Origin of the sequence: Sorangium aterium, from assembly GCF_028368935.1 — a bacterium.
GTDB classification, from domain to species: domain Bacteria; phylum Myxococcota_A; class Polyangia; order Polyangiales; family Polyangiaceae; genus Sorangium; species Sorangium atrum.
The window spans coordinates 1,952,139-1,969,962 of record NZ_JAQNDK010000002.1; the positions used below are offsets into that span (position 1 = coordinate 1,952,139).

Below are 17,824 nucleotides of genomic sequence, written 5' to 3' on the forward strand. Positions count from 1 at the left end.
GCCGGCGCCGCGGGTGGACGTGCGGCAACGGCGCGTCGGCGCCGCGGGTGGACGCGCGGCAACGGCGCGTCGGCGCCGCGGGTGGACGCGCCGCTGCCGTGCATCGGAGGCGCGGCAGCTGCGCGCCAGGGGCGCTGAGCCGCGCTCGGGGACGCTCCTGGGCTCCCTCCCTCGCGCGGCTTTCTCGTGGGCTTTCCCGTTCTTCCGGGGGCGAGGGCTTGCCGAGGCGACGCCCGCCGCACATCAGCTCCGTGGAATGGCTGACGAGAAGAGGCCGGCGTCGCGCGCGTGGCTCGGGTACCTGCTGATCGCGGTCGGGATCCTGGTCCTTTCCGGGATCGTCAGGTCACGAGGGCGCCCGCTCGTGCCGTACGACGAGGCGGTCGCCGAGGTGCGGCGCGGGGAGATCTCCTCGGCGATCGTGAAGCCCGACGAGATCGAGCTGGTCCGCCGCGCCAGCCCGCAGCGACCGGAGGAGCAGGTCCGCGTGACGCGGCTGCCCGGCGTCCAGGACGAGCCGATCGTGAGGGCGCTGCTCGACCAGCAGGTCCACATCGAGGCGAAGAACCCCCAGACGTCGGTGTGGATGCAGGTGGCGATCTGGCTGTTGCCGCTCTTCCTCATCAACGCGGCGTTCTTCATGATGCTGCGGCGGGCGGGGCAGGGGGCCGGCGGGCCGCTCGGGTTCCTGCGCAGCAAGGCGAAGATCTACGATCGATCGAAGCAGGATCCGGTGCGCTTCTCCGACGTCGCCGGCGTCGATGAGGCCAAGGACGAGCTCGTCGAGGTCGTCGACTTCCTCAAGGAGCCCTCGAGGTACCGCTCGCTGGGCGGGCGGATCCCGCGCGGCCTCCTGCTCATCGGGCCGCCCGGCACCGGCAAGACGCTCCTCGCGCGGGCGGTGGCGGGCGAGGCGAACGTGCCGTTCTTCTCGCTGAACGCGAGCGAGTTCGTCGAGATGTTCGTGGGGCTCGGGGCCGCGCGGGTCCGCGAGCTCTTCGAGGAGGCGCGCAAGAGCGCGCCCAGCATCGTGTTCATCGACGAGATCGACGCCGTGGGCAGGACCCGGGGCGGCCTCGGCGCCCTCGCGACCCACGACGAGCGAGAGCAGACGCTCCACCAGCTCCTCGCCGAGCTCGACGGCTTCGACGCGCGCACCACCGTGATCCTGATGGCGGCCACCAACCGCCCCGAGGTGCTCGATCCGGCCCTCCTGCGGCCCGGGCGCTTCGATCGTCAGGTCATCGTGGATCGGCCCGATCTGCGGGGCCGCGAGGCGATCCTCGCCGTCCACGCGCGGCGGGTGCCGCTCGCGAAGGACGTCGATCTCGGGCTCGTGGCGCGCCGCACGTCGGGCATGGTCGGCGCCGATCTCGCGAAGATCGTCAACGAGGCCGCGCTGGCCGGGGCGCGGCGCGGCGCCAGGGAGATCGGACAGGCCGATTTCGACGAGGCGCTCGATCGCTCGCAGCTCGGGCTCCGGCGGCGCGGGCAGATCATGACCGCGGAGGAGCGGCGGCGCGTGGCCTACCACGAGGCCGGGCACGCCCTCGTCGCGCTCGCGCTGCCAGCAGCGGATCCGGTGGAGCGGGTGTCCATCGTGGCCCGCACGATCGGCGCGCTCGGCGTGACGATCCAGGTGCCCCGCGACGAGCGTCAGCTGGCCACCGAGCAGGAGATCGAGTCGCGCGTCACGGTGATGCTCGGCGGCAGGGCGGCGGAGGAGATCGCGCTGGGGCAGGTGTCGAGCGGCGCGCACGACGATCTCGGGCGCGCCACGGCGCTCGTCCGCGAGATGGTGACCCGCCTCGGGATGAGCCGGCGCCTCGGGCTGGCCGCGCTCGCGCGCACCGTCGGCGCGCCGATGCTCGGCGTGATCCAGGAGGAGCGCACGTGCAGCGAGGAGACCGCCCGCGAGGTCGACGAGGAGGTGAGGGAGCGGCTCGGCGAGATGTACCTGAAGGCCAAGCAGCTGCTCGTCGATCGCCGCGAGGGCCTCGAGGCGGTCGCGGATGCGCTCGTGCTCAAGGAGACGCTGCGCGGCGAGGATCTGGCGGAGATCGCGGCCGTGTCGACGCGCCGGAAGATCGCCGTGGGCCCGCCGAGCGCGGCGTGAGCCTCAGGCCGCGCGCCGCCAGCGCCTCAGGCCGCCCGCGAGCGCGGCCAGCGACAGGCCGGCGGCCGCCCAGGCCCGGCCGCCGGCGCCCTCGCGCGGCGCGCCGCCGGCCGCGCGGCAGGCGCAGCCGCCGTCCTCCTCCGCGAGCTCGCCGCTGCCTGCCGGGGCCTCCGGCTCGCCGACGCCGATCCCTCGCACCGCGATCATCTGCACGGGTCGGTCGGGGTCGTTGGACTCGACAAGGACGGTCGCCGCGAGCTCGCCGCTCGCCTTCGGCGCGAAGCGGATCGCGAAGTCGACCTCCGTTTCGGGGTCGATCCCGAGCGCCGCGTCCGCGAGCTCGAAGCTCTCCGGGTCGTCGGTCGTCACGACGGCATCGAGCAGCGCCTCCCCCGTGTTCGACAGCCGGACGAGCTCCACGTTGGCCTGCCCCACCTCCACGGCGCCGAAATCGATCTCCTGCTTGTCCAGCGCGAGGTCCGGGAGCGGCACATGGACGCGCTCGCTCTCGAAGACCCATTCCCGCTCGGTGAGCGGGAAGGCGAGCGGGATGTCGACGAGCGGGATCGACCACGAGCGGCCCAGCACGATGACGCTGAACGCGGGGACGAGGTGGAGCGTGCCGTCGTACCGCACCGAGCCCTCCGGACGAACGTTGAGCTCGACCGACGGGCCTCCCAGGTAGTCCACGGAGGAGGCTCCGCCCTCGGGGGTGACGTCGCCTCCGCTCACCGTGGCCTGATCGAGCGTCTCGATGGCCACGCGATGGGTCGTGTAGCGGGCCGCGACGTCCATCGCGATGTCGAGCTCGAACCTCCCGTCGATTCCGGGGATCGAGCCGCCGATGACGTCGCCGAGCGACACGGACGCAATGCGCTGCAGCTCGGTGGAGCTCTCCAGCGTGATGCCCGGCGCCCAGCCCCACGCGTCGAACTGCTCGCGGGCGTGCACCTGGAAATCGATCTGGGGCACATAGGGGATATCGCCCGTCCAGTCGACGTCCTGGCCCAGGACGGAAATGCTGATGCGTCCCTGTGCGCTGACATCGAGTCCGTAATCGCAGCTGAACGCGCCTCCGTCCGGGGCGCCTGGTGCCTTGAGCGCGAGCGCCTCTGGCCATGACGCCTCGAGCGCTCCGCTCAACGAGACCTGGGTGTTGGCGTAGACCGCCGCCCCGAGGCTGACTTGCAGGGGTGAGCCCGGCGGGACCCAGCCTGTATCGAAGTCGAGCTCGAGCGGGATGGCGTCTTTGCGCTGGAACGTGAGCGGCCCCCGCGCGCAATGGAGCGGATCGTCCGCGCACGGCACGGCGAGCGAGTCGTAGGCCGACGCGGCCGCGGGGGCGAAGAGGGCGAGCGCGGCGGCGACGCAGGGGAGAGCGCGCCGCCGCCGGGGCCGAGCAGAGCGGAGAGCCGCGAGGGCAGCGCCGCCGGACAGCGAGGAACGCATGAGAACGATTACCACGATCCTCGCGCTCCACGCCATAGCCGCACCCCCGATGGCGGCGCGCCAGGCGCGGCCCAGCTGCGTTTCGGCGGCGCTCTAGCGCGCCCCGAACAACGTGCCGACCACGATGCCGGCGGCCGCACAGAGAATGGCCACCACGGTCCAGAGGATGAGCTCACGCGAGGTGCCGCCCGCCGTCGGTGCAGCGATAGCGGGCGTCTCGCGGACCACCGCGGCCGCGCGTTCGGGGAGCGCCCTGCTCTCCGCGCTCTCCGAACGCGTAACCGGCTGGCCGACGTGGCCAACGCCCGAGGCGGAAGCACCGTCCTGGAGAGGCGCGGCGTAATCCAGGCCGGTCCGCTCGAGCGCGAGATCGGTGATCGAGACGGCGTCCGCGAGGCTCGCGGGGGTGTGGTGCACGACGCGCCGTTCTTCGCGGCAGGCGCGCAGGGCGTCGGCGAACGCCCTGGCGCTCGGGTGCCGCTCGGAAGGGCTCTTGGCGAGGGCCCTCAGGATGACGGCCTCCAGGCCGGCCGAGATGAGCCCGGAGCGCTCGCTGGCGCGCGGCGGCAGCGGCTGCTCGGCGATCTGCGCCGTCATCACGGCGATGGGCGTCCGCTTGCTGAACGGCACGGCGCCGACCGCCATCTCGTAGAGGATGCAGCCGAGCGCGTAGATGTCGCTGCGCGGGTCGACGTCCTCCCCGCGCACCTGCTCCGGCGCCATGTACTCCGGCGTCCCGAAGATCATGTCTTTCTCGGTGAGCCCGGTCGTCTGCTGCTCGCCGTGCACCACCTTCGCGAGCCCGAAATCGACAACGCGGACGCGGCCCGCGAAGGGTGACGGCGCGGCGGCGTGCTCGCCCGGGCGCTCGATGAGCACGTTGGCCGGCTTGAGATCGCGGTGCACCACGCCCGCCGCGTGCGCGGTCTCCAGCGCGGCGCAGATCTGCAGGGCGATCTCGATCGCCAGGTCGATCCCGATCGGCGCGTGGTCCCGCAGGAGCTCCTCGAGCGAGCTGCCGTCGATGTGCTCCAGCGCGATCACGAGGAGCCCGCCCTCCTCGATGAAGTCGAGCATCCGGACGACGTGAGGGCCCTCGACGCGCTCCAGGATCGCGGCCTCCCGGTGATAGCGCCTGAAGATCTGCGGCGTTCCCGAGAGGTGCCTGTGGATCACCTTCAGCGCGACGGGCTGGCCGTCCTCGTCGCGGGTGGCGCGGTAGACGACGCCGGAGGCCCCCTCGCCGATGACGGACTCCACGGTGTACCGCGACGCGACGCCGTGCCCGGCGGGCAGGCGATCGGGCGCGGGCTGCTGCGAGGTCACCGCCCACCGCCCGCGTCCGCCGGGATCGGCGGCGCGGGATCCGGCGAAGGCGCCCTGAGGTGCAGCTCCGTCGACGAGGTGCAGGCGCGCACGATCTTCGGGCTGAGCTCGATGGGATCGAGCCGCGCGGCGGGATCGGCCTCGCGCCACGCGGCGCACGCGGTCTCGGCGAGCCCTGTGGCGTCGAGCGCGACGTAGGCCTCGAGCAGGTGCCGCTGCACCGTGGCGATCTGCACCCGGGCGAGATCGCCGTAGCCGAGCAGGCGGCTCGCCCGCGCCACGGCGTCGATGTAGCGGCCGCTCCGCACGTCGCCGGCGAGCTGCGGCAGCTCGGCGTCGACCCGGCGCTGGGCGTCGCGCGCGCGGCCGGCCCCCTCGGAGCGCACAAGCGCGCCGGAGCTCGCGGCCTCGGCCTTGCCCTCGGCCGTGAGCGGCAGATCCGTGAGCGGGACGAGGATCACCATGCCGCGGCGCAGCGGGTCCTGCTTGAGGTGGTTGTACTTGTCGAGCATCCACGCCTGGTCCCGCTTGCCCAGGAAGCGATAGGCGATGGTGAGCAGGGTGTCGTGCTGGCCGACGACGTACCGCAGGTTGTACGGCACGATGATCTCCTGCCCGTCGGTCGGCTCGAGCCAGGGCCACGTGTCGTTCGAGAGCGCGAGGACGTCGCTCCGGTCGGCGGTGCCGAGCAGCCGCTCCGCGAGGATCGCCCAGGTCTCGCCCGCGGTGACGCGGTGGTGGCCGAGCGCGGGCACCTCCAGCCGCAGGCCGGGCATGATCGGCACGCCGGCGCCCGCGTCGAGCGCGTTCGCGGCGACGAGCACCTGCTCCATCTGCACGCGCCCGTAAGTGCGCTCCGCGATCTGCGCGAGGGTCTCGCCCTCGCGGACGACGTGCGGGAACGCCGCCGCGGCGCTGCCGACCAGCGTCGTCGCCGCGAGGGCGCCCACGGAAAACCAAGCTCGCCGAGGCATCACGCCGCCGAGGGTACCAGGGGTTCGCGCGCTGTGGGACGGCTCGCGACCGCTCGCGACGGCTCGCGGGGAACGTTTGCCACGATTTCGTCGCGCCTGTCGTTTCGTGCCAGAGTGCGCGCGACGCATGAACGACACGACGACGGCCGGCAGGATCCCGACGTGGCTCTCGCGGCGCTCGCCTGCGGCGGCGCGGCTCCTCACGGCCGGCCTGCTGGGGCTGGCGACGCCGGGCTGCCTCGTCCGGCAGACGCTGTACGACGAGGCACGCGCGGAGATCCGGAGAGAGCGCGAGGCGGGTGACAAGGCGCGGGCCGAGGCCCAGAGCGCCCGCGCCGAGTCCGCGCAGCGGTCCGCGCAGGTCGCCGCCATCGAGGAGGAGCTGGCGCGCCTGGCGGACGACCTCCGGGCGCGCGATCTCAGGCTGTCCGAGGCGACGACGGCCGAGGCGGGGCTCGCGCGGCGGCTCGACGAGCTCGTCGCCATGAACGAGGAGCTGTCGGCGCGGCTCCGGAGCGCCGGGCAGAGCGTGGGGCAGCTCGCCGGGGAGCGGGGCAGCCTGTCGGCGGAGCTCGCGGAGACGCGGGCCAAGCTCGACGATCTGCGCCGAAAGCAGGCGGCGGCGGAGGCGCGGGCGGCCGGGATCCGCGACGCCGTGGACCGGCTCAAGGGCGCCGTCGCCGCGGGGAAGGTCCGTGTCGGGCTCCGCGCCGGGCAGCTCGTGATCGAGGTGCCGAGCGATACGCTCTTCGCCGCGGGGAAGGCCGAGATCCAGCGCGAGGGGCGCGCGGTGCTGGCCGAGATCGCCGCGGTGCTGCGGACGATGCCGGAGCACAGGTTCCAGGTCGCCGGGCACACCGACGACGGCGGCGACGCGAAGAGCAAGAAGGGGAAGGGCGCGCGCCTCCCGTCGAGCTGGGAGCTGTCGGCGGCCCGCGCTGTGGCGGTGGTCCAGGCGCTGATCGCGGAGGGCATGGCGCCCGGGAGCCTGTCCGCGGCTGGATACGGCGAGTTCGCGCCGGCGGCGACGAACGCCACCGCGGAGGGGCGGGCGAAGAACCGGCGGATCGAGATCGGCCTGGTGATGGACCAGGAAGCGTCGGAGAAGGAAAAAGCAGGCGGCCCGAGCGGGGCAGCGCCAAAGCCCTGACGGGTCGCCTCCAGCGCCTCCGGGCGCCGCCTGCGTCACATCACCGATCGCCCGCCTGCCCCGCGGCCGCCGCCTCGCCACGCCGCAGCGCGCATGCCGCGAGGATGCACAGCGCCGGCGTCACGACCATGTGATACCGGTCCTCGCCGAAGAAGACGGCGTGCGTCAGCGCCACCGACGCGACCGCGAACGCGAGGTAGCCGACGACGCCCCCGTTCGCGGGCCGGCCCGGCAGCGGCAGCGCGGCGATCAGCGGGATCGCCACCGCGAGCGGCCAGAACGCGTGCCCGTCGCCAAACACCCCGAGCGCGACCAGCCCGAGCACCGCCGCGAGCGCGAGGAGCTGCGCGGCGAGCTCCCGCCGCGGCCTCCGCCGCGGCATCGCCACGACGCCGAGCGCCGCGGCGGACAGCAGGCCGAGGTGCGACGCCGTGAGCACGCTGCGCCCCGCCGCGCGCCGCTCCTCGGGCCACGCCCCAGGGTCCGCCTCGCCGAGATAGCCGATCGGGAACGACTCGTGATCGAAGGTGAAGCCCAGCTTCCTCGGGATCAGGGCCAGCCAGCGACCTGGATCATCCTTGATCCACTGAAGCCCGGCGGCCATCCAGCAGCGGTCCTGCGCCACCTGGCCGCGCGCGATCGGGCAGCCGTCGCCCGCGCGCAGCGTCTCGAAGCGGCCCGTCGCGCGCGGGAACGCGCCGATGGCGAGGTTCCAGCCGCCGTTCGTCGAGACGAGCGCGCAGCCGTCCATCACGCGGCAGTTGCGGATCGTCCACGGCGCCACCACGGCGAGGGCCGTCGCGGCCGAGAGCGCCGCGGTGAGCGCGCCGCGCCTCCACGCGGCGCGCGCCCCGCCGGACGCCCCGCCGGCGCCCCGCCACGAGAGCAGCGCCAGGGCCGGCGCGCAGAGCAGGCTCTGGGGCCGCACAAGCGCCGAGAGCCCGAGCGCCACGCCCGCGAGGACCGCGCCGCGGGCCGGGCGACCGCGCGCGGCGTCGCGCGCGAGCAGCCACGGCGCCGTCACGAGGCCGAGCGCCGCGAGCGGCTCCGTCATGAGGAGCGCCGCATAGAGGATGAGCCCCGGCGAGAGCGCGGCGAGGAGCGCCGCGACGCGGGCGCGCGCCGGCGTCGTCGCGTACCGGGTGAGGCGGTGGACAACGACGACGAGCAGCGCGCCGATCACCGCGTTCGCGACGGTCGCCACGTGCGGCCCGGCGCCGAACAGCCGGTAGACGAGGGCGAGGAACCCGCTGTAGCCGACCGGGTAATGGCACCACGGATGCCAGACCGCCTGGCCCCCGACGATGAGATCGTCCGAGTAGCCGAGCCCGGCGGCGATGCGGCGCGCGCCGAAATCGTAGTAATGGCCGTCCCACACGGGCTCGCGCGCCCACGCGATCGCCACGTAGAGCCGCGGCAGCAGCGCGAGCGCGAAAGCGAGCGCCGAGAACGCGAGATCCCCGCCGGCGCGCTCTGACATGCCGCGCCCGTCGCGCCCGCCGTACTCGCCGCGCCCACGTCCGAGTCGCGCCGCCCCGTCGCTGGCGCGCGCCGCCTCAGCCATGCGGCTTGGCGCGCGCGCCCGCGGAGATCTCGCGCAGGCGACGCATGTAGGTCTTCGCCACCTGCGCCGGATCGAGCCGCAGGTACTTGGCAATTTCCTGAACGAATCCCTGTACGTAGACGGTCGCTGGCAGGTCGCCTATCGCCTCGTTCTCGATCGCCTGGAGGTGCGCGAGCGAGATCTTGGTCCGCTGGGAGATGTCGGTGAGCTCGACCCCCTGCGACTCGCGCACCTTGCGGAGCAGCGCGCCGCTGAACTGCGTCTCGGCGTTGATCTCGCGCGCGAGCTCGGCCTGGAGCATGGCGAGCTCGGCCACGGCGGCGGCGTTCTCGGCGCGCACCGGGCCGAGCTGCGTGCGCGGATCGTCCGGGTAGGTCGAGAGATCGTACGCGCGGCGGCGCACCGGATCGAGGAGGGTGTCGTGCGCCTCCTCGATGCGCGCCTGCTCCTTCTGGAGCACCGCGGGGCTCAGCACGCTGACGACGGGGAGGCTCCCCTCCCGGTAGGTGTCGCGCTGGCGCTTGTAGGCGCGCCGGATCTCGTCGTCGGCGGCCGTCCGCGCGAGGCCGAGCGCGTCGTAGAGCGTCAGCGGCGCGGCGCTCTTCGAGGCGGCGGCGAGGGCGCGCGCGTGCGCCTCGGCCGGGCGGGAGTCGCGCGCGGCGAGCAGCGCGAGGATGCGCCGGGCCACGCGCTCGAGGTTGCGCGCGCTCTTCGAGGTCGGGCTGTCGATGAGGAGCGGCTGGCGCCGGCGCGCGGTCAGCCACACCGCGTCGTCGTGCTCGATGTGCCCGAGGTAGTCGAGGGAGATGCCGAGGAAGCGCTCCGAGACGGCGCTCATCGCGGGGCCGAGCTCCAGGTCCGAGCGGTGCCGGGTCTGGCTGACCACGAGGTGGGGCTTCACCCGCGGCAGCTGCGCGGCCGCGAGCGACGCGACCCCCTCGTCGAACCGCTTCACCTCCATGATGAAGTCGCGCGGCGTCGCGAGCGGTGGGAGCGACGCGGCCACCTTCTCCACGAGCCGGATCTTGAAGCGCTCCTTCATGAGCGCCCGGCGCAAGGTGCGCTGGTAGAGCGCGCGGCAGAAGCGGTAGGAGTGCTCGACCGCGAGCGGCTCGGGCGTGGTGGCGCAGATGCCGACGTCGGCGTGCAGGAAGAGGTCGAGCGTCGAGGAGCCGGTCGCCGCGCCGAGGCTGACGATCACGTAGTCGACGTCGAGCTCCTGGATCATCTTCATCCAGTAGGCGGCGCGGCTCGGCCGGTGCGGCGTGGCCGTCATCGGATCGTACGCGGTCGGGACGAGCCGGAGCCCGGGCACCGTGGTCGCGATCGGCTCGGCCTTGCCCTCCTCGATGTCCTCGCGCGTGACGAGCGGCGGCGCCTCGATCCCCAGCGCGGCGTGCAGCCCCGGGCTGTAGGCGTCGGTGTCGATGATGATCACGTCGCGCCCGAGCTGCGCGAAGTACACCCCCAGGTTGACCGCGAGCGTCGCCTTGCCCACGCCCCCGCGGCCGCCCCCCACGGCGATCACGCGCCGGGATCGCGAGCTGGAGAACGAGGTGATCTCGCCCGGCAGGGGGAGGTCGTCGTCCGCCGAGCCGGGCGGGAGGGTCGAATAGCGCGGCGGAGGGTAGGACTCACCGGAGCTGGACAAGGTTCCTCTTCGTGCGGCGCGCGGTGGTGCGCGGGCGGGATGGTGCGGCGGCGAGCGGATGCGAGCGGCTCGCGGCGCGTGTCCCTCCTAGCACGCGCCGCGCGCGGCCATCAGCGTCGCCGTCGCCGGGGCTCGGCGCCGTCGCCGGGGCCCCGCACCGTCGCGCGCGGTCCGCCCGCCCCGCCTGCCGCGGCTCCCGCCGCGCGAGCCGCCTCGACGCGCCCAGGCCGCTGGGCTAGGCGCTCTCCGTGGCCACCGTCCGACCTTTCCGCGCTTACCGACCCCCCCAGGCCCAGGCGGCTCGCGTCGCGAGCCCGCCGTACGACGTCATCTCGACCGCCGAGGCGCGCGTCCTCGCGGCGGGAGGCCTGCACAGCTTCCTCCGCGTCTCCCGCCCCGAGATCGACCTGCCCGAGGGGACGGACGAGCACGACGACGCCGTCTACGCCCGCGGCGCGCAGAACCTCGCCGATCTCATCGCGAGCGGCGACCTCGCGCAGGACCCGGAGCCGCACCTCTACCTCTACGCGCAGAGGATGGGTGATCACCGGCAGATCGGCGTCGTCGGCTGCGCCGCGGTCGCCGAGTACGAGCAGGACGTCATCAAGAAGCACGAGAAGACGCGCCCCGACAAGGAGGACGACCGCACCCGCCACATCGAGGAGCTCGGCGCCCACGACGAGCCGGTGTTCCTCACGTACCGCGCCGACGCGGGCATCGACCGCGCCGTCGCGGAGGCATTGCAGTCGCCGCCCATCTACGATTTCACGACCACGGACGGCGTCGAGCACAAGCTCTGGGTCCTCGGCCGCGCGGCGACCGCCGACATCGAGGAGCGCTTCCAGGCGATCCCAACGCTCTACGTCGCCGATGGCCACCACCGCAGCGCCGCGGCGGCGCGCGTCCACAGGAAGCTGCGGGGCGACGGCGGCGAGCACGACGTCTTCCTGGCCGTGGTCTTCCCGCACGACCAGATGAACATCATGCCGTACAACCGCGTCGTCCGGGACCTCGCCGGCCGCAGCGCGGAGGCGCTGCTCGCAGCCCTCGGCGAGCGGCTCGACATCGCGCCGGCGAGGGACGGCGCGGCCGCGACCCCTGCCGGCCCGCGGACGTTCGGGCTCTACCTCGGCGGTCGCTGGTACACCGCCAGGGTCCGCCCGGGGTCGTTCGACGCGAAGGACCCGGTGGCCTCGCTCGACTGCTCCATCTGCCAGGACCAGATCCTCGGCCCGATCTTCGGCGTCAGCGACCCCCGCCGCGACAAGCACGTCGATTTCGTCGGCGGCATCCGCGGCGTCGCCGAGCTCGAGCGACGCGTCGACTCGGGCGCGTTCACGATGGCGATCCACCTCTATCCGACGCAGATCGACGAGCTCTTCGCGGTGAGCGACGCAGGGCTGCTCATGCCGCCGAAGAGCACGTGGTTCGAGCCGAAGCTCCGCAGCGGGCTCTTCATTCATACGTTCTGACGAGCGCGCCGCGCCGGGGCTAGACTGCGCCCCATGGCGGACATCAAGCGTATATCCCCCCAGCAGGCCAAGAAGCTCATCGACGAGGAGGGGTATCTCTACCTCGACGTCCGGAGCGAGCCCGAATATGCGGCCGGGCACCCGAGCGGCGCGCACAACGTGCCGCTCATGCACGCCGGCGCCGGCGGCATGAAGCAGAACCCCGACTTCCTCGATGTGGTCCGCGCCCTCTATCCCAGGGACGCGAAGATCATCGTTGGCTGCAAGTCCGGACAGCGCTCGATGCGCGCGGCAGAGGCCATGGTGTCGGCAGGCTACACGGCCGTCATCGAGCAACGCGCCGGCTTCGATGGGCCGCGCGACGCGTTCGGCGCGATCACCGAGCCGGGGTGGGGGCCGGCCGGGCTGCCCGCCGAGACGACAACGCCCGGCGGCTCGTACGCCGAGCTCCGCAAGAGCGCTGGCAAGTAATACGTCCGGCGCGCACGGCCCGCGCCGCGGCGCCGAGCGCGCCGTCGCAGCGCCGAGCGCGTTGCCGGAGGCCGCTCGCTCCGCTAGGAATCCGCGTGCTCCACGGTGCGCGCGTCGCAGTGGTCATCCCCGCGCGGGACGAAGCGCGATGGATCTCCGAGGCGGCGGGGTCGGTCCCCGCCTTTGTCGACCACGTGATCGTCGTGGACGATGCCAGTCGAGATGGCACGGCCGAGATGGCCCGCGCGGTCGGGGACGAGCGCCTCGAGGTGCTCGTCCACCCGGAGTGCCGCGGCGTCGGCGCGGCGATCGTCGCTGGCTACCGGCGCGCTCGCGCCCTCGGCGCCTCGGCCGTCGCGGTCATGGCCGGCGACGGGCAGATGGATCCGCGCGATCTCCCGCGCGTCGTCGCCCCGATCGCCTCGGGCGAAGCCGATTACGTGAAGGGCGATCGGCTGCGCCACCCCGACGTGTGGCGCGTCATGCCTCTCCAGCGGCTCGCCGCGACGGCGGCGCTCGCCGCGCTCACCCGCCGTGCTGCGCGGCTCGACGCCCTCTCCGACAGCCAGTGCGGGTACACCGCCATCTCGGCGCGCGCGATCGACGCGCTCGACCTCGACGGCCTCTGGCCCCGCTACGGGTATCCGAACGACCTGCTCGCCGCCCTCGCGGCTCGCCGGCTCCGCGTCCGCGAGGTCAGCGTGCGTCCCGTCTACCGCGGCGAGGCGAGCGGCCTGCGCGCGCGCCACGTGTTTACCATTCTTTTCCTGATCGCCAGGAACGCCATAGGGCAGTCCCTGAGCTGATCAGGAAAACCGCAGAGCGCCCGGGCGCGGACGGAACGTGTGAGTTGGAGTCGATCGAATCGACACGTGCCACTGCGTAAAACGGTCGACAACTCGCTCATTGGTTTTCATAGCAAAGCTGCCTGGCGACCTGACTCATCGACTTGGCGCGGAGGGGGCCCGAGAGGCGCGAACCCCGCAGCCATGCTTCAACAAGGGGGGTGACGGACGTGGCCATCAGCCGAGCCGCCTGGGCTAGAATCTGGAATCCGGGGAGGTCGCGGACTCCGTCGTTCACGCCTCGGGTCGTGGCCTATGCGTTCGGCATCGAGCTGCCGTACAGCCTGCTTGTCCCGGTCGCTCACCTGCGCCTCCTCGGCGTCGTGGACTCGGCGGTCCAGGCGCGGTTGCTCGGGCTCATCGGGTTCATGTACCTCGTCAAGACGGGGGGCCTGATTGCGCTGCTCGTCCACATGCTGCGCCCGATCGAGCGGCTGCGGCAGTACGCCGTGGTCCATCGCCTCCAGAGCGGCGCGGGCCTCGAGGACTCGAGCAGCGGCGGCGCGGCGCCCCCGGAGGAGGTCGTCCTCGCCGCGGCGAGCGCCGCCTACGACACCCCGCTCGCGTTCGCGACGGTCTGGGCCGTGTCGTGGGGGCTCCTGTACCTGCCGGTCACCGTGGCGCTCTACTTCATCGCGCCGGACCAGAGCCCGCTCGGCGTCCAGCGCGGCGTCGCGCTGGCCCTGTTCGCGCTGGCGCTGTTCGCGGCCGCGCTGCCGCTCGCCTACAGCATCCTCGGCCGCCTGCTCGCCCCCGCCGCCGGCGTGATCTCGCTCATCGCGCGCGAGCGCGGCCTCTCCATGCCCGGCAAGGGATACTCGCTCGCCGTCCGCCTCGTGATCCTCGGCGCCTGCCTCGCCATCGCGCCGACGAGCTGGATGGCGGCGATGGTGCTCGGCGAGACGGCGGGGCCGGCCAAGCCCGGCCTGAAGCTCACGCTGGCGATCTTCTCGATGGTCGCGGTCACCTGGGCGCCCGTCTGCGCGGGCTTCCTCGCCGGCGCCCTCGCGGGCCCGCTCCAGCAGGTCGCCGCGGTCATCCAGAAGATCGTCCAGCGCGGCGAGGTCGACCGGCTGGAGCGGATCCCGGTCTATTTCAATGACGAGATCGGCGCGCTGGCGGGTGGCGTCAACGCGATGGTCGATCGCCTGGAGGCGTCGTCCCGGCGCACGCGGAGCTACCTGGCGGAGCGCGAGCGCCTGCTGCAGGACGCGGCGCAGCGCGCGGCGCAGCTCGGGGCCGTGCTGGACAACCTCGTCGAGGGGGTGTTCGCGTGCGACCGCCAGGGCCGGCTGACGATGATCAACGCCTCGGGGCTCAGGCTGCTCGGCCTCTCGGGCCGCTCGGAGCAGGCCGGCAGGATGGTCGAGGAGGTGATGGACCTCGGCCGGGTGCGCCACAGCGACGGTCGCGCCTTCACGCGCGAGGAGCTGCCCATGGTGCGGGCGCTCGCCGGCGAGACCATCGTGCAGGAAGAGCAGGTGCTCGCGGACGGCCGCGCGGGCCGCGACGTCTTCCTGCGGACCAGCGCGGCGCCGATCCGCAGCGAGGGCGGGGCGGTCCTCGGCGCGGTCGCGGTCGCCCGCGACGTGACGGAGCTCATGGAGCTCGATCTCGTCAAAGATCAGTTCATCCGGGTCGGCGCGCACGAGCTCAAGACGCCGGTCGCGATCATGAAGGGATACGCGCTCGCGCTCCTGCGCAACACGAACGATCTGCCGGCGCCGCGCCGCAAGATGCTGGAGGCCATCGACCGCGGCGCGGACAGGATCAACCGCATCGTCGACGATCTCCTGGCCATCTCGCAGGTCACGCTCGACGTGCTCCAGGTCTCCGAGGAGGACGTCGATCTGAAGGAGCTCGTGCAGGAGACGGTCGACCGCGTCGCGAAGTCGGCGAGCCGGCACCGGGTGCGGATGTCGCTCGACGCCGAGCGGCCGCCCGTCGTGCGCGCCGATCCGGAGCGGCTGCGCCAGGTGCTCGCGAGCCTGCTCGACAACGCGGTGAAGTACTCGCCCGACGGCGGCGACGTCGACGTGCGCGTCGCCGTCGCCGAGCGCGCGGCGGCGTCGTCGCCGCCGTCCTCCTGCGACGCCGCGCTCTTCTCGCAGCGCCACGGCGCGGCGCCGCGCTACGAGGCGGTCGTGTCCGTGCGCGACCGGGGCGTCGGCATCCCCGCGCACAAGCAGGAGCGGATCTTCGAGCGCTTCTTCCGCGCGCACACGGACACCCGACACGACTACGGCGGCATGGGAATAGGGCTGTTCCTTGCGAAGGACATGATCACCCGTCACGGTGGCCGTATCTGGTTCGAGAGCGAGGAGGACAGCGGCAGCACGTTTTATTTCACCCTTCCACTCAGCAGCGAGGCCCCCGCGGCCGATCGACGATGAGCGACAGACACGCAAAGACGGTGCTCCTCGTGGAGGACGATGCGGATCTCGTGGCGCTCGTCGCCCTCGTGCTCCAGGAGGGCGGGTACCGGGTCAAGATCGCGTGCAACGGTCGCGAGGCGCTGGCCAAGCTGGAGCACGACCTGCCGGATCTCATCCTGCTCGACATGAAGATGCCGGTGATGAACGGCCCGGAGTTCGCGCGTGAGCTCGAGGTCCGGCACGGGCGTCAGGCGCCCATCGTCGTGCTCACCGCCGCGGCGGACGCGCACCGGCGGGCGGCCGAGGTCGGCGCCGACGCGTGGCTCGGCAAGCCGTTCGAGCCGGACGCGCTCCTCTCGACAGTGAGGCGCTACACAGGGTGAGCGCGGAGGAGCTGCCGCCGCTCGGCGAGGTCGCGCCGCACCTCGGCCCAGTACCGCGCGGGGAACCGGCGGTGATCGAAGCCGGTCGCGCGGAACACCCGTGTGATGCGGGCATAACGGCGCAGGCTCCACTCCCTCATGATCTGGAGCGAGGGGTGGAGGCCGCGCGCCTCGATGAACGGCGCGGCGCGCGCGTAGAGCGCTGGCATGACCTCATCGAGCCAGTTCCGCATCAGGGCCTGGTATCCGGGCGTATCGACGCACCGTCCGGAGATCACCTGAGCGCGCGTGACCCCATAACGCGCGAGCTCCTCCTCGGGCAGGTAGCAGATGCCGCGATCGGCGTCCTCCTGCATGTCCCTCAGGTTGTTGAAGAACTGATCGAGCCGACCGAACTCCCCGGCCGCGTCCCAGTGCTCCTTCGTCAGGAACGGAACCAGCTGGAAGATATGGCCTGACAGCCGCACCAGCATCGTGTCGTGCTCCTTCAGGGTGCGGATGAGCAGGCTGGGAGCGTGGTAGTCGGCGAGGGCGAGCAGGTAGGCGTCCCAGGCGGCGAGCGCGCGCGGTTGCATGTCGTCCGGGTCGGGACGATCGGGCGCGGGGCCGCGGAGCCACAGCGCGTGGATGGCCGAGAGCTCGCGGGCGAAGGGGCAGCACGGATCGACGAAGCCGCAGGAACGGACGCGCCTCCACGCCACCATGAAGCGGCTGAACCGCCGCGCGTGCGGCTCGATGCGCTCGTTCTCGGCGAGGCGATCGACGATGCGGATCCAGCGGATGCGGTCGAGCCACGCCCGCTTCACGTCGGGCGTGAGGCCGAGCACCCATGCGGCGTTGTCCTCGTCTTTCAACGCGTCGTCCGACAGGGCGCGATAGTGCGATGAGCCGACGATCGCCGAGATCGGCTGGTAGGGAGTCTGCTCCGATGCCGGTGCAGCAGCGGGCAGGTAGGGCAGTCGAGAGGAGATGTGTTGAATAGGTTTCACGATGTCGAGTGCCGCACGTTGAACGTGCTTGTCGCCGGTGTCGCCCTGGCTTCGCGCGGTCACTGGCGATTATGGACGTGGCCCGCCCTGTTTGCTTTGGGCGCCTGCGTCGGTGATGGATGGTGGCTCTCTACCGTGTAGAACTTTCCGATCCTCCGAGAGATGCGCGGTGACGCCCGTTCGCCTTCCTTTATGAGGCCTTATCGTCTCCCAGTCGACGCGGAAATTCGTCGTCCAGGGCACGGGCGCCGGAGATAATGCATGGATTCCTTGTGTCTTTTGCCGGTATGTTGGGAACACGCCGTCAATGATCGTCGGTGTATACCCTGGGTCGGTACATTGTCCAACGGATAACATCAGTGATGGCCTGACATCTCGGCCCCTTCTCGCTCCGTCTCGGCGGTACGTCAGGCGTTCTAGGCACATGGATTATCCCGGAGTTCCTGGCGGATGGCACCTGTGCCCACGTGACGGCGCGTGAGCGCCGGGGGCGAGCCTCTCTCTCTGCTGCTCGGTCTGCCGCGGTGAACGGCGCGACGGAAACGCTCCGACTCGCGACCGGACGCGATGCTAGACGCGCTCGTGACAGGGGGGATTCAGCGGTTGTTATCGCGCCGTGCGCGCTGCGGTGAACGGCCCAGATCTGTGGTTGTGACCACGGCCCAAAGCGGTCATCCGCGCTCGGTGCGCCCGAGGGGCGTCCGCTCCAGACAGAGTGGATGGACCGGACGAGAGGCCCTCGGGAACCACGTCCACCCATCCATCACCCGGTGGACGTGGACGATCGAGTCGGTGCTCGCCGAAGCGCGCTCCTGGCGCGGTGACGCCGCTCACCGCCGCCGTTGCGTCGCTGGCGCACGATGGCCGCCCGCCGGTGGGGGGCCGGGCTACCAGACATGCAAAGGAGAATCTCAGGTTCGAAAGACTTCAGGAGCATCCTTAAGGTTAACCCCCTGAATCGAGCAAGGTCGGGCCCTGGCCCGTGTCCTGCTAAAGCTGCAGGACAGAGCGCCCGTGACGGCTTCCCCCCCCGCCGTCGAATGGGCGCTCTGTTTTTGG

13 protein-coding genes are annotated in these 17,824 nt (G+C 72.4%); 7 read left to right on the forward strand and 6 right to left on the reverse strand.

The genetic code is table 11. The annotated features are described in order from the left end of the window. Positions 1–256 precede the first annotated feature (256 nt). The gene (ftsH, locus tag POL72_RS22350) at positions 257–2,116 is read left to right on the forward strand and encodes an ATP-dependent zinc metalloprotease FtsH (RefSeq protein ID WP_272097529.1); all 1,860 of its coding nucleotides are present in this window, start codon (positions 257–259) and stop codon (positions 2,114–2,116) included. Positions 2,117–2,119: 3 nt separating this feature from the next. On the opposite strand, the gene POL72_RS22355 is transcribed toward ftsH, so the two are convergent. The 3 genes from POL72_RS22355 to POL72_RS22365 all read right to left on the reverse strand — a co-directional run bounded on the left by POL72_RS22355 (position 2,120) and on the right by POL72_RS22365 (position 5,841). After that, complete coding sequence (locus POL72_RS22355; protein WP_272097530.1) at positions 2,120–3,565, reverse strand: choice-of-anchor D domain-containing protein; 1,446 nt, start codon at positions 3,563–3,565, stop codon at positions 2,120–2,122. Positions 3,566–3,658: 93 nt separating this feature from the next. Continuing rightward, on the reverse strand, positions 3,659–4,891 hold the full coding sequence (locus POL72_RS22360; RefSeq protein ID WP_272097531.1) for a serine/threonine-protein kinase: 1,233 nt from the start codon (positions 4,889–4,891) through the stop codon (positions 3,659–3,661). Next, the gene (locus POL72_RS22365) at positions 4,888–5,841 is read right to left on the reverse strand and encodes a LysM peptidoglycan-binding domain-containing protein (RefSeq protein ID WP_272097532.1); all 954 of its coding nucleotides are present in this window, start codon (positions 5,839–5,841) and stop codon (positions 4,888–4,890) included. The genes POL72_RS22360 and POL72_RS22365 overlap by 4 nt, the downstream gene beginning before the upstream one ends. Before the next feature lie 151 nt (positions 5,842–5,992). On the opposite strand from POL72_RS22365, the gene POL72_RS22370 reads away from it, so the two are divergent. Continuing rightward, the gene (locus POL72_RS22370) at positions 5,993–7,015 is read left to right on the forward strand and encodes an OmpA/MotB family protein (RefSeq protein ID WP_272097533.1); all 1,023 of its coding nucleotides are present in this window, start codon (positions 5,993–5,995) and stop codon (positions 7,013–7,015) included. A 40-nt stretch (positions 7,016–7,055) separates the two neighbouring features. On the opposite strand, the gene POL72_RS22375 is transcribed toward POL72_RS22370, so the two are convergent. Continuing rightward, the gene (locus POL72_RS22375) at positions 7,056–8,495 is read right to left on the reverse strand and encodes a glycosyltransferase family 39 protein (protein ID WP_272097534.1); all 1,440 of its coding nucleotides are present in this window, start codon (positions 8,493–8,495) and stop codon (positions 7,056–7,058) included. A gap of 76 nt (positions 8,496–8,571) precedes the next feature. After that, the gene (locus POL72_RS22380; RefSeq protein WP_272097535.1) at positions 8,572–10,230 is read right to left on the reverse strand and encodes a helix-turn-helix domain-containing protein; all 1,659 of its coding nucleotides are present in this window, start codon (positions 10,228–10,230) and stop codon (positions 8,572–8,574) included. 248 nt (positions 10,231–10,478) lie between these two features. Between POL72_RS22380 and POL72_RS22385 the strand changes: the two genes are divergently transcribed. The 5 genes from POL72_RS22385 (at position 10,479) to POL72_RS22405 (ending at position 15,776) form a co-directional block, all read left to right on the forward strand. After that, positions 10,479–11,702 carry a DUF1015 domain-containing protein gene (locus tag POL72_RS22385; protein ID WP_272097536.1) on the forward strand — a complete coding sequence of 408 codons (1,224 nt, stop codon included), beginning with the start codon at positions 10,479–10,481 and terminating at the stop codon, positions 11,700–11,702. Between the two features lie 33 nt (positions 11,703–11,735). Further along, positions 11,736–12,173, forward strand: coding sequence for a rhodanese-like domain-containing protein (locus tag POL72_RS22390; RefSeq protein ID WP_272097537.1), 438 nt, complete (start codon positions 11,736–11,738; stop codon positions 12,171–12,173). A gap of 95 nt (positions 12,174–12,268) precedes the next feature. After that, positions 12,269–12,979, forward strand: coding sequence for a glycosyltransferase family 2 protein (locus POL72_RS22395; protein ID WP_272097538.1), 711 nt, complete (start codon positions 12,269–12,271; stop codon positions 12,977–12,979). A 209-nt stretch (positions 12,980–13,188) separates the two neighbouring features. Further along, positions 13,189–15,411, forward strand: a complete 2,223-nt coding sequence (locus POL72_RS22400; RefSeq protein WP_272097539.1) for a HAMP domain-containing sensor histidine kinase — start codon at positions 13,189–13,191, stop codon at positions 15,409–15,411. Then, positions 15,408–15,776, forward strand: coding sequence for a response regulator (locus POL72_RS22405; RefSeq protein ID WP_272097540.1), 369 nt, complete (start codon positions 15,408–15,410; stop codon positions 15,774–15,776). Before POL72_RS22400 ends, POL72_RS22405 begins: the two co-directional genes overlap by 4 nt. Here POL72_RS22405 and POL72_RS50460 read toward each other — a convergent pair. After that, positions 15,764–16,765, reverse strand: a complete 1,002-nt coding sequence (locus POL72_RS50460) for a squalene/phytoene synthase family protein (protein ID WP_272097541.1) — start codon at positions 16,763–16,765, stop codon at positions 15,764–15,766. The genes POL72_RS22405 and POL72_RS50460 overlap by 13 nt on opposite strands. Positions 16,766–17,824: the final 1,059 nt, after the last annotated feature.

Excerpts from the sequence above, each read along its gene's own strand:
- ftsH (WP_272097529.1), top strand. The coding sequence starts at position 257 with ATGGCTGACGAGAAGAGGCCGGCGTCGCGCGCGTGGCTCGGGTACCTG.
- POL72_RS22355 (WP_272097530.1), bottom strand. The coding sequence starts at position 3,565 with ATGCGTTCCTCGCTGTCCGGCGGCGCTGCCCTCGCGGCTCTCCGCTCT.
- POL72_RS22370 (WP_272097533.1), top strand. The coding sequence starts at position 5,993 with ATGAACGACACGACGACGGCCGGCAGGATCCCGACGTGGCTCTCGCGG.
- POL72_RS22375 (WP_272097534.1), bottom strand. The coding sequence starts at position 8,495 with ATGTCAGAGCGCGCCGGCGGGGATCTCGCGTTCTCGGCGCTCGCTTTC.
- POL72_RS22390 (WP_272097537.1), top strand. The coding sequence starts at position 11,736 with ATGGCGGACATCAAGCGTATATCCCCCCAGCAGGCCAAGAAGCTCATC.
- POL72_RS22405 (WP_272097540.1), top strand. The coding sequence starts at position 15,408 with ATGAGCGACAGACACGCAAAGACGGTGCTCCTCGTGGAGGACGATGCG.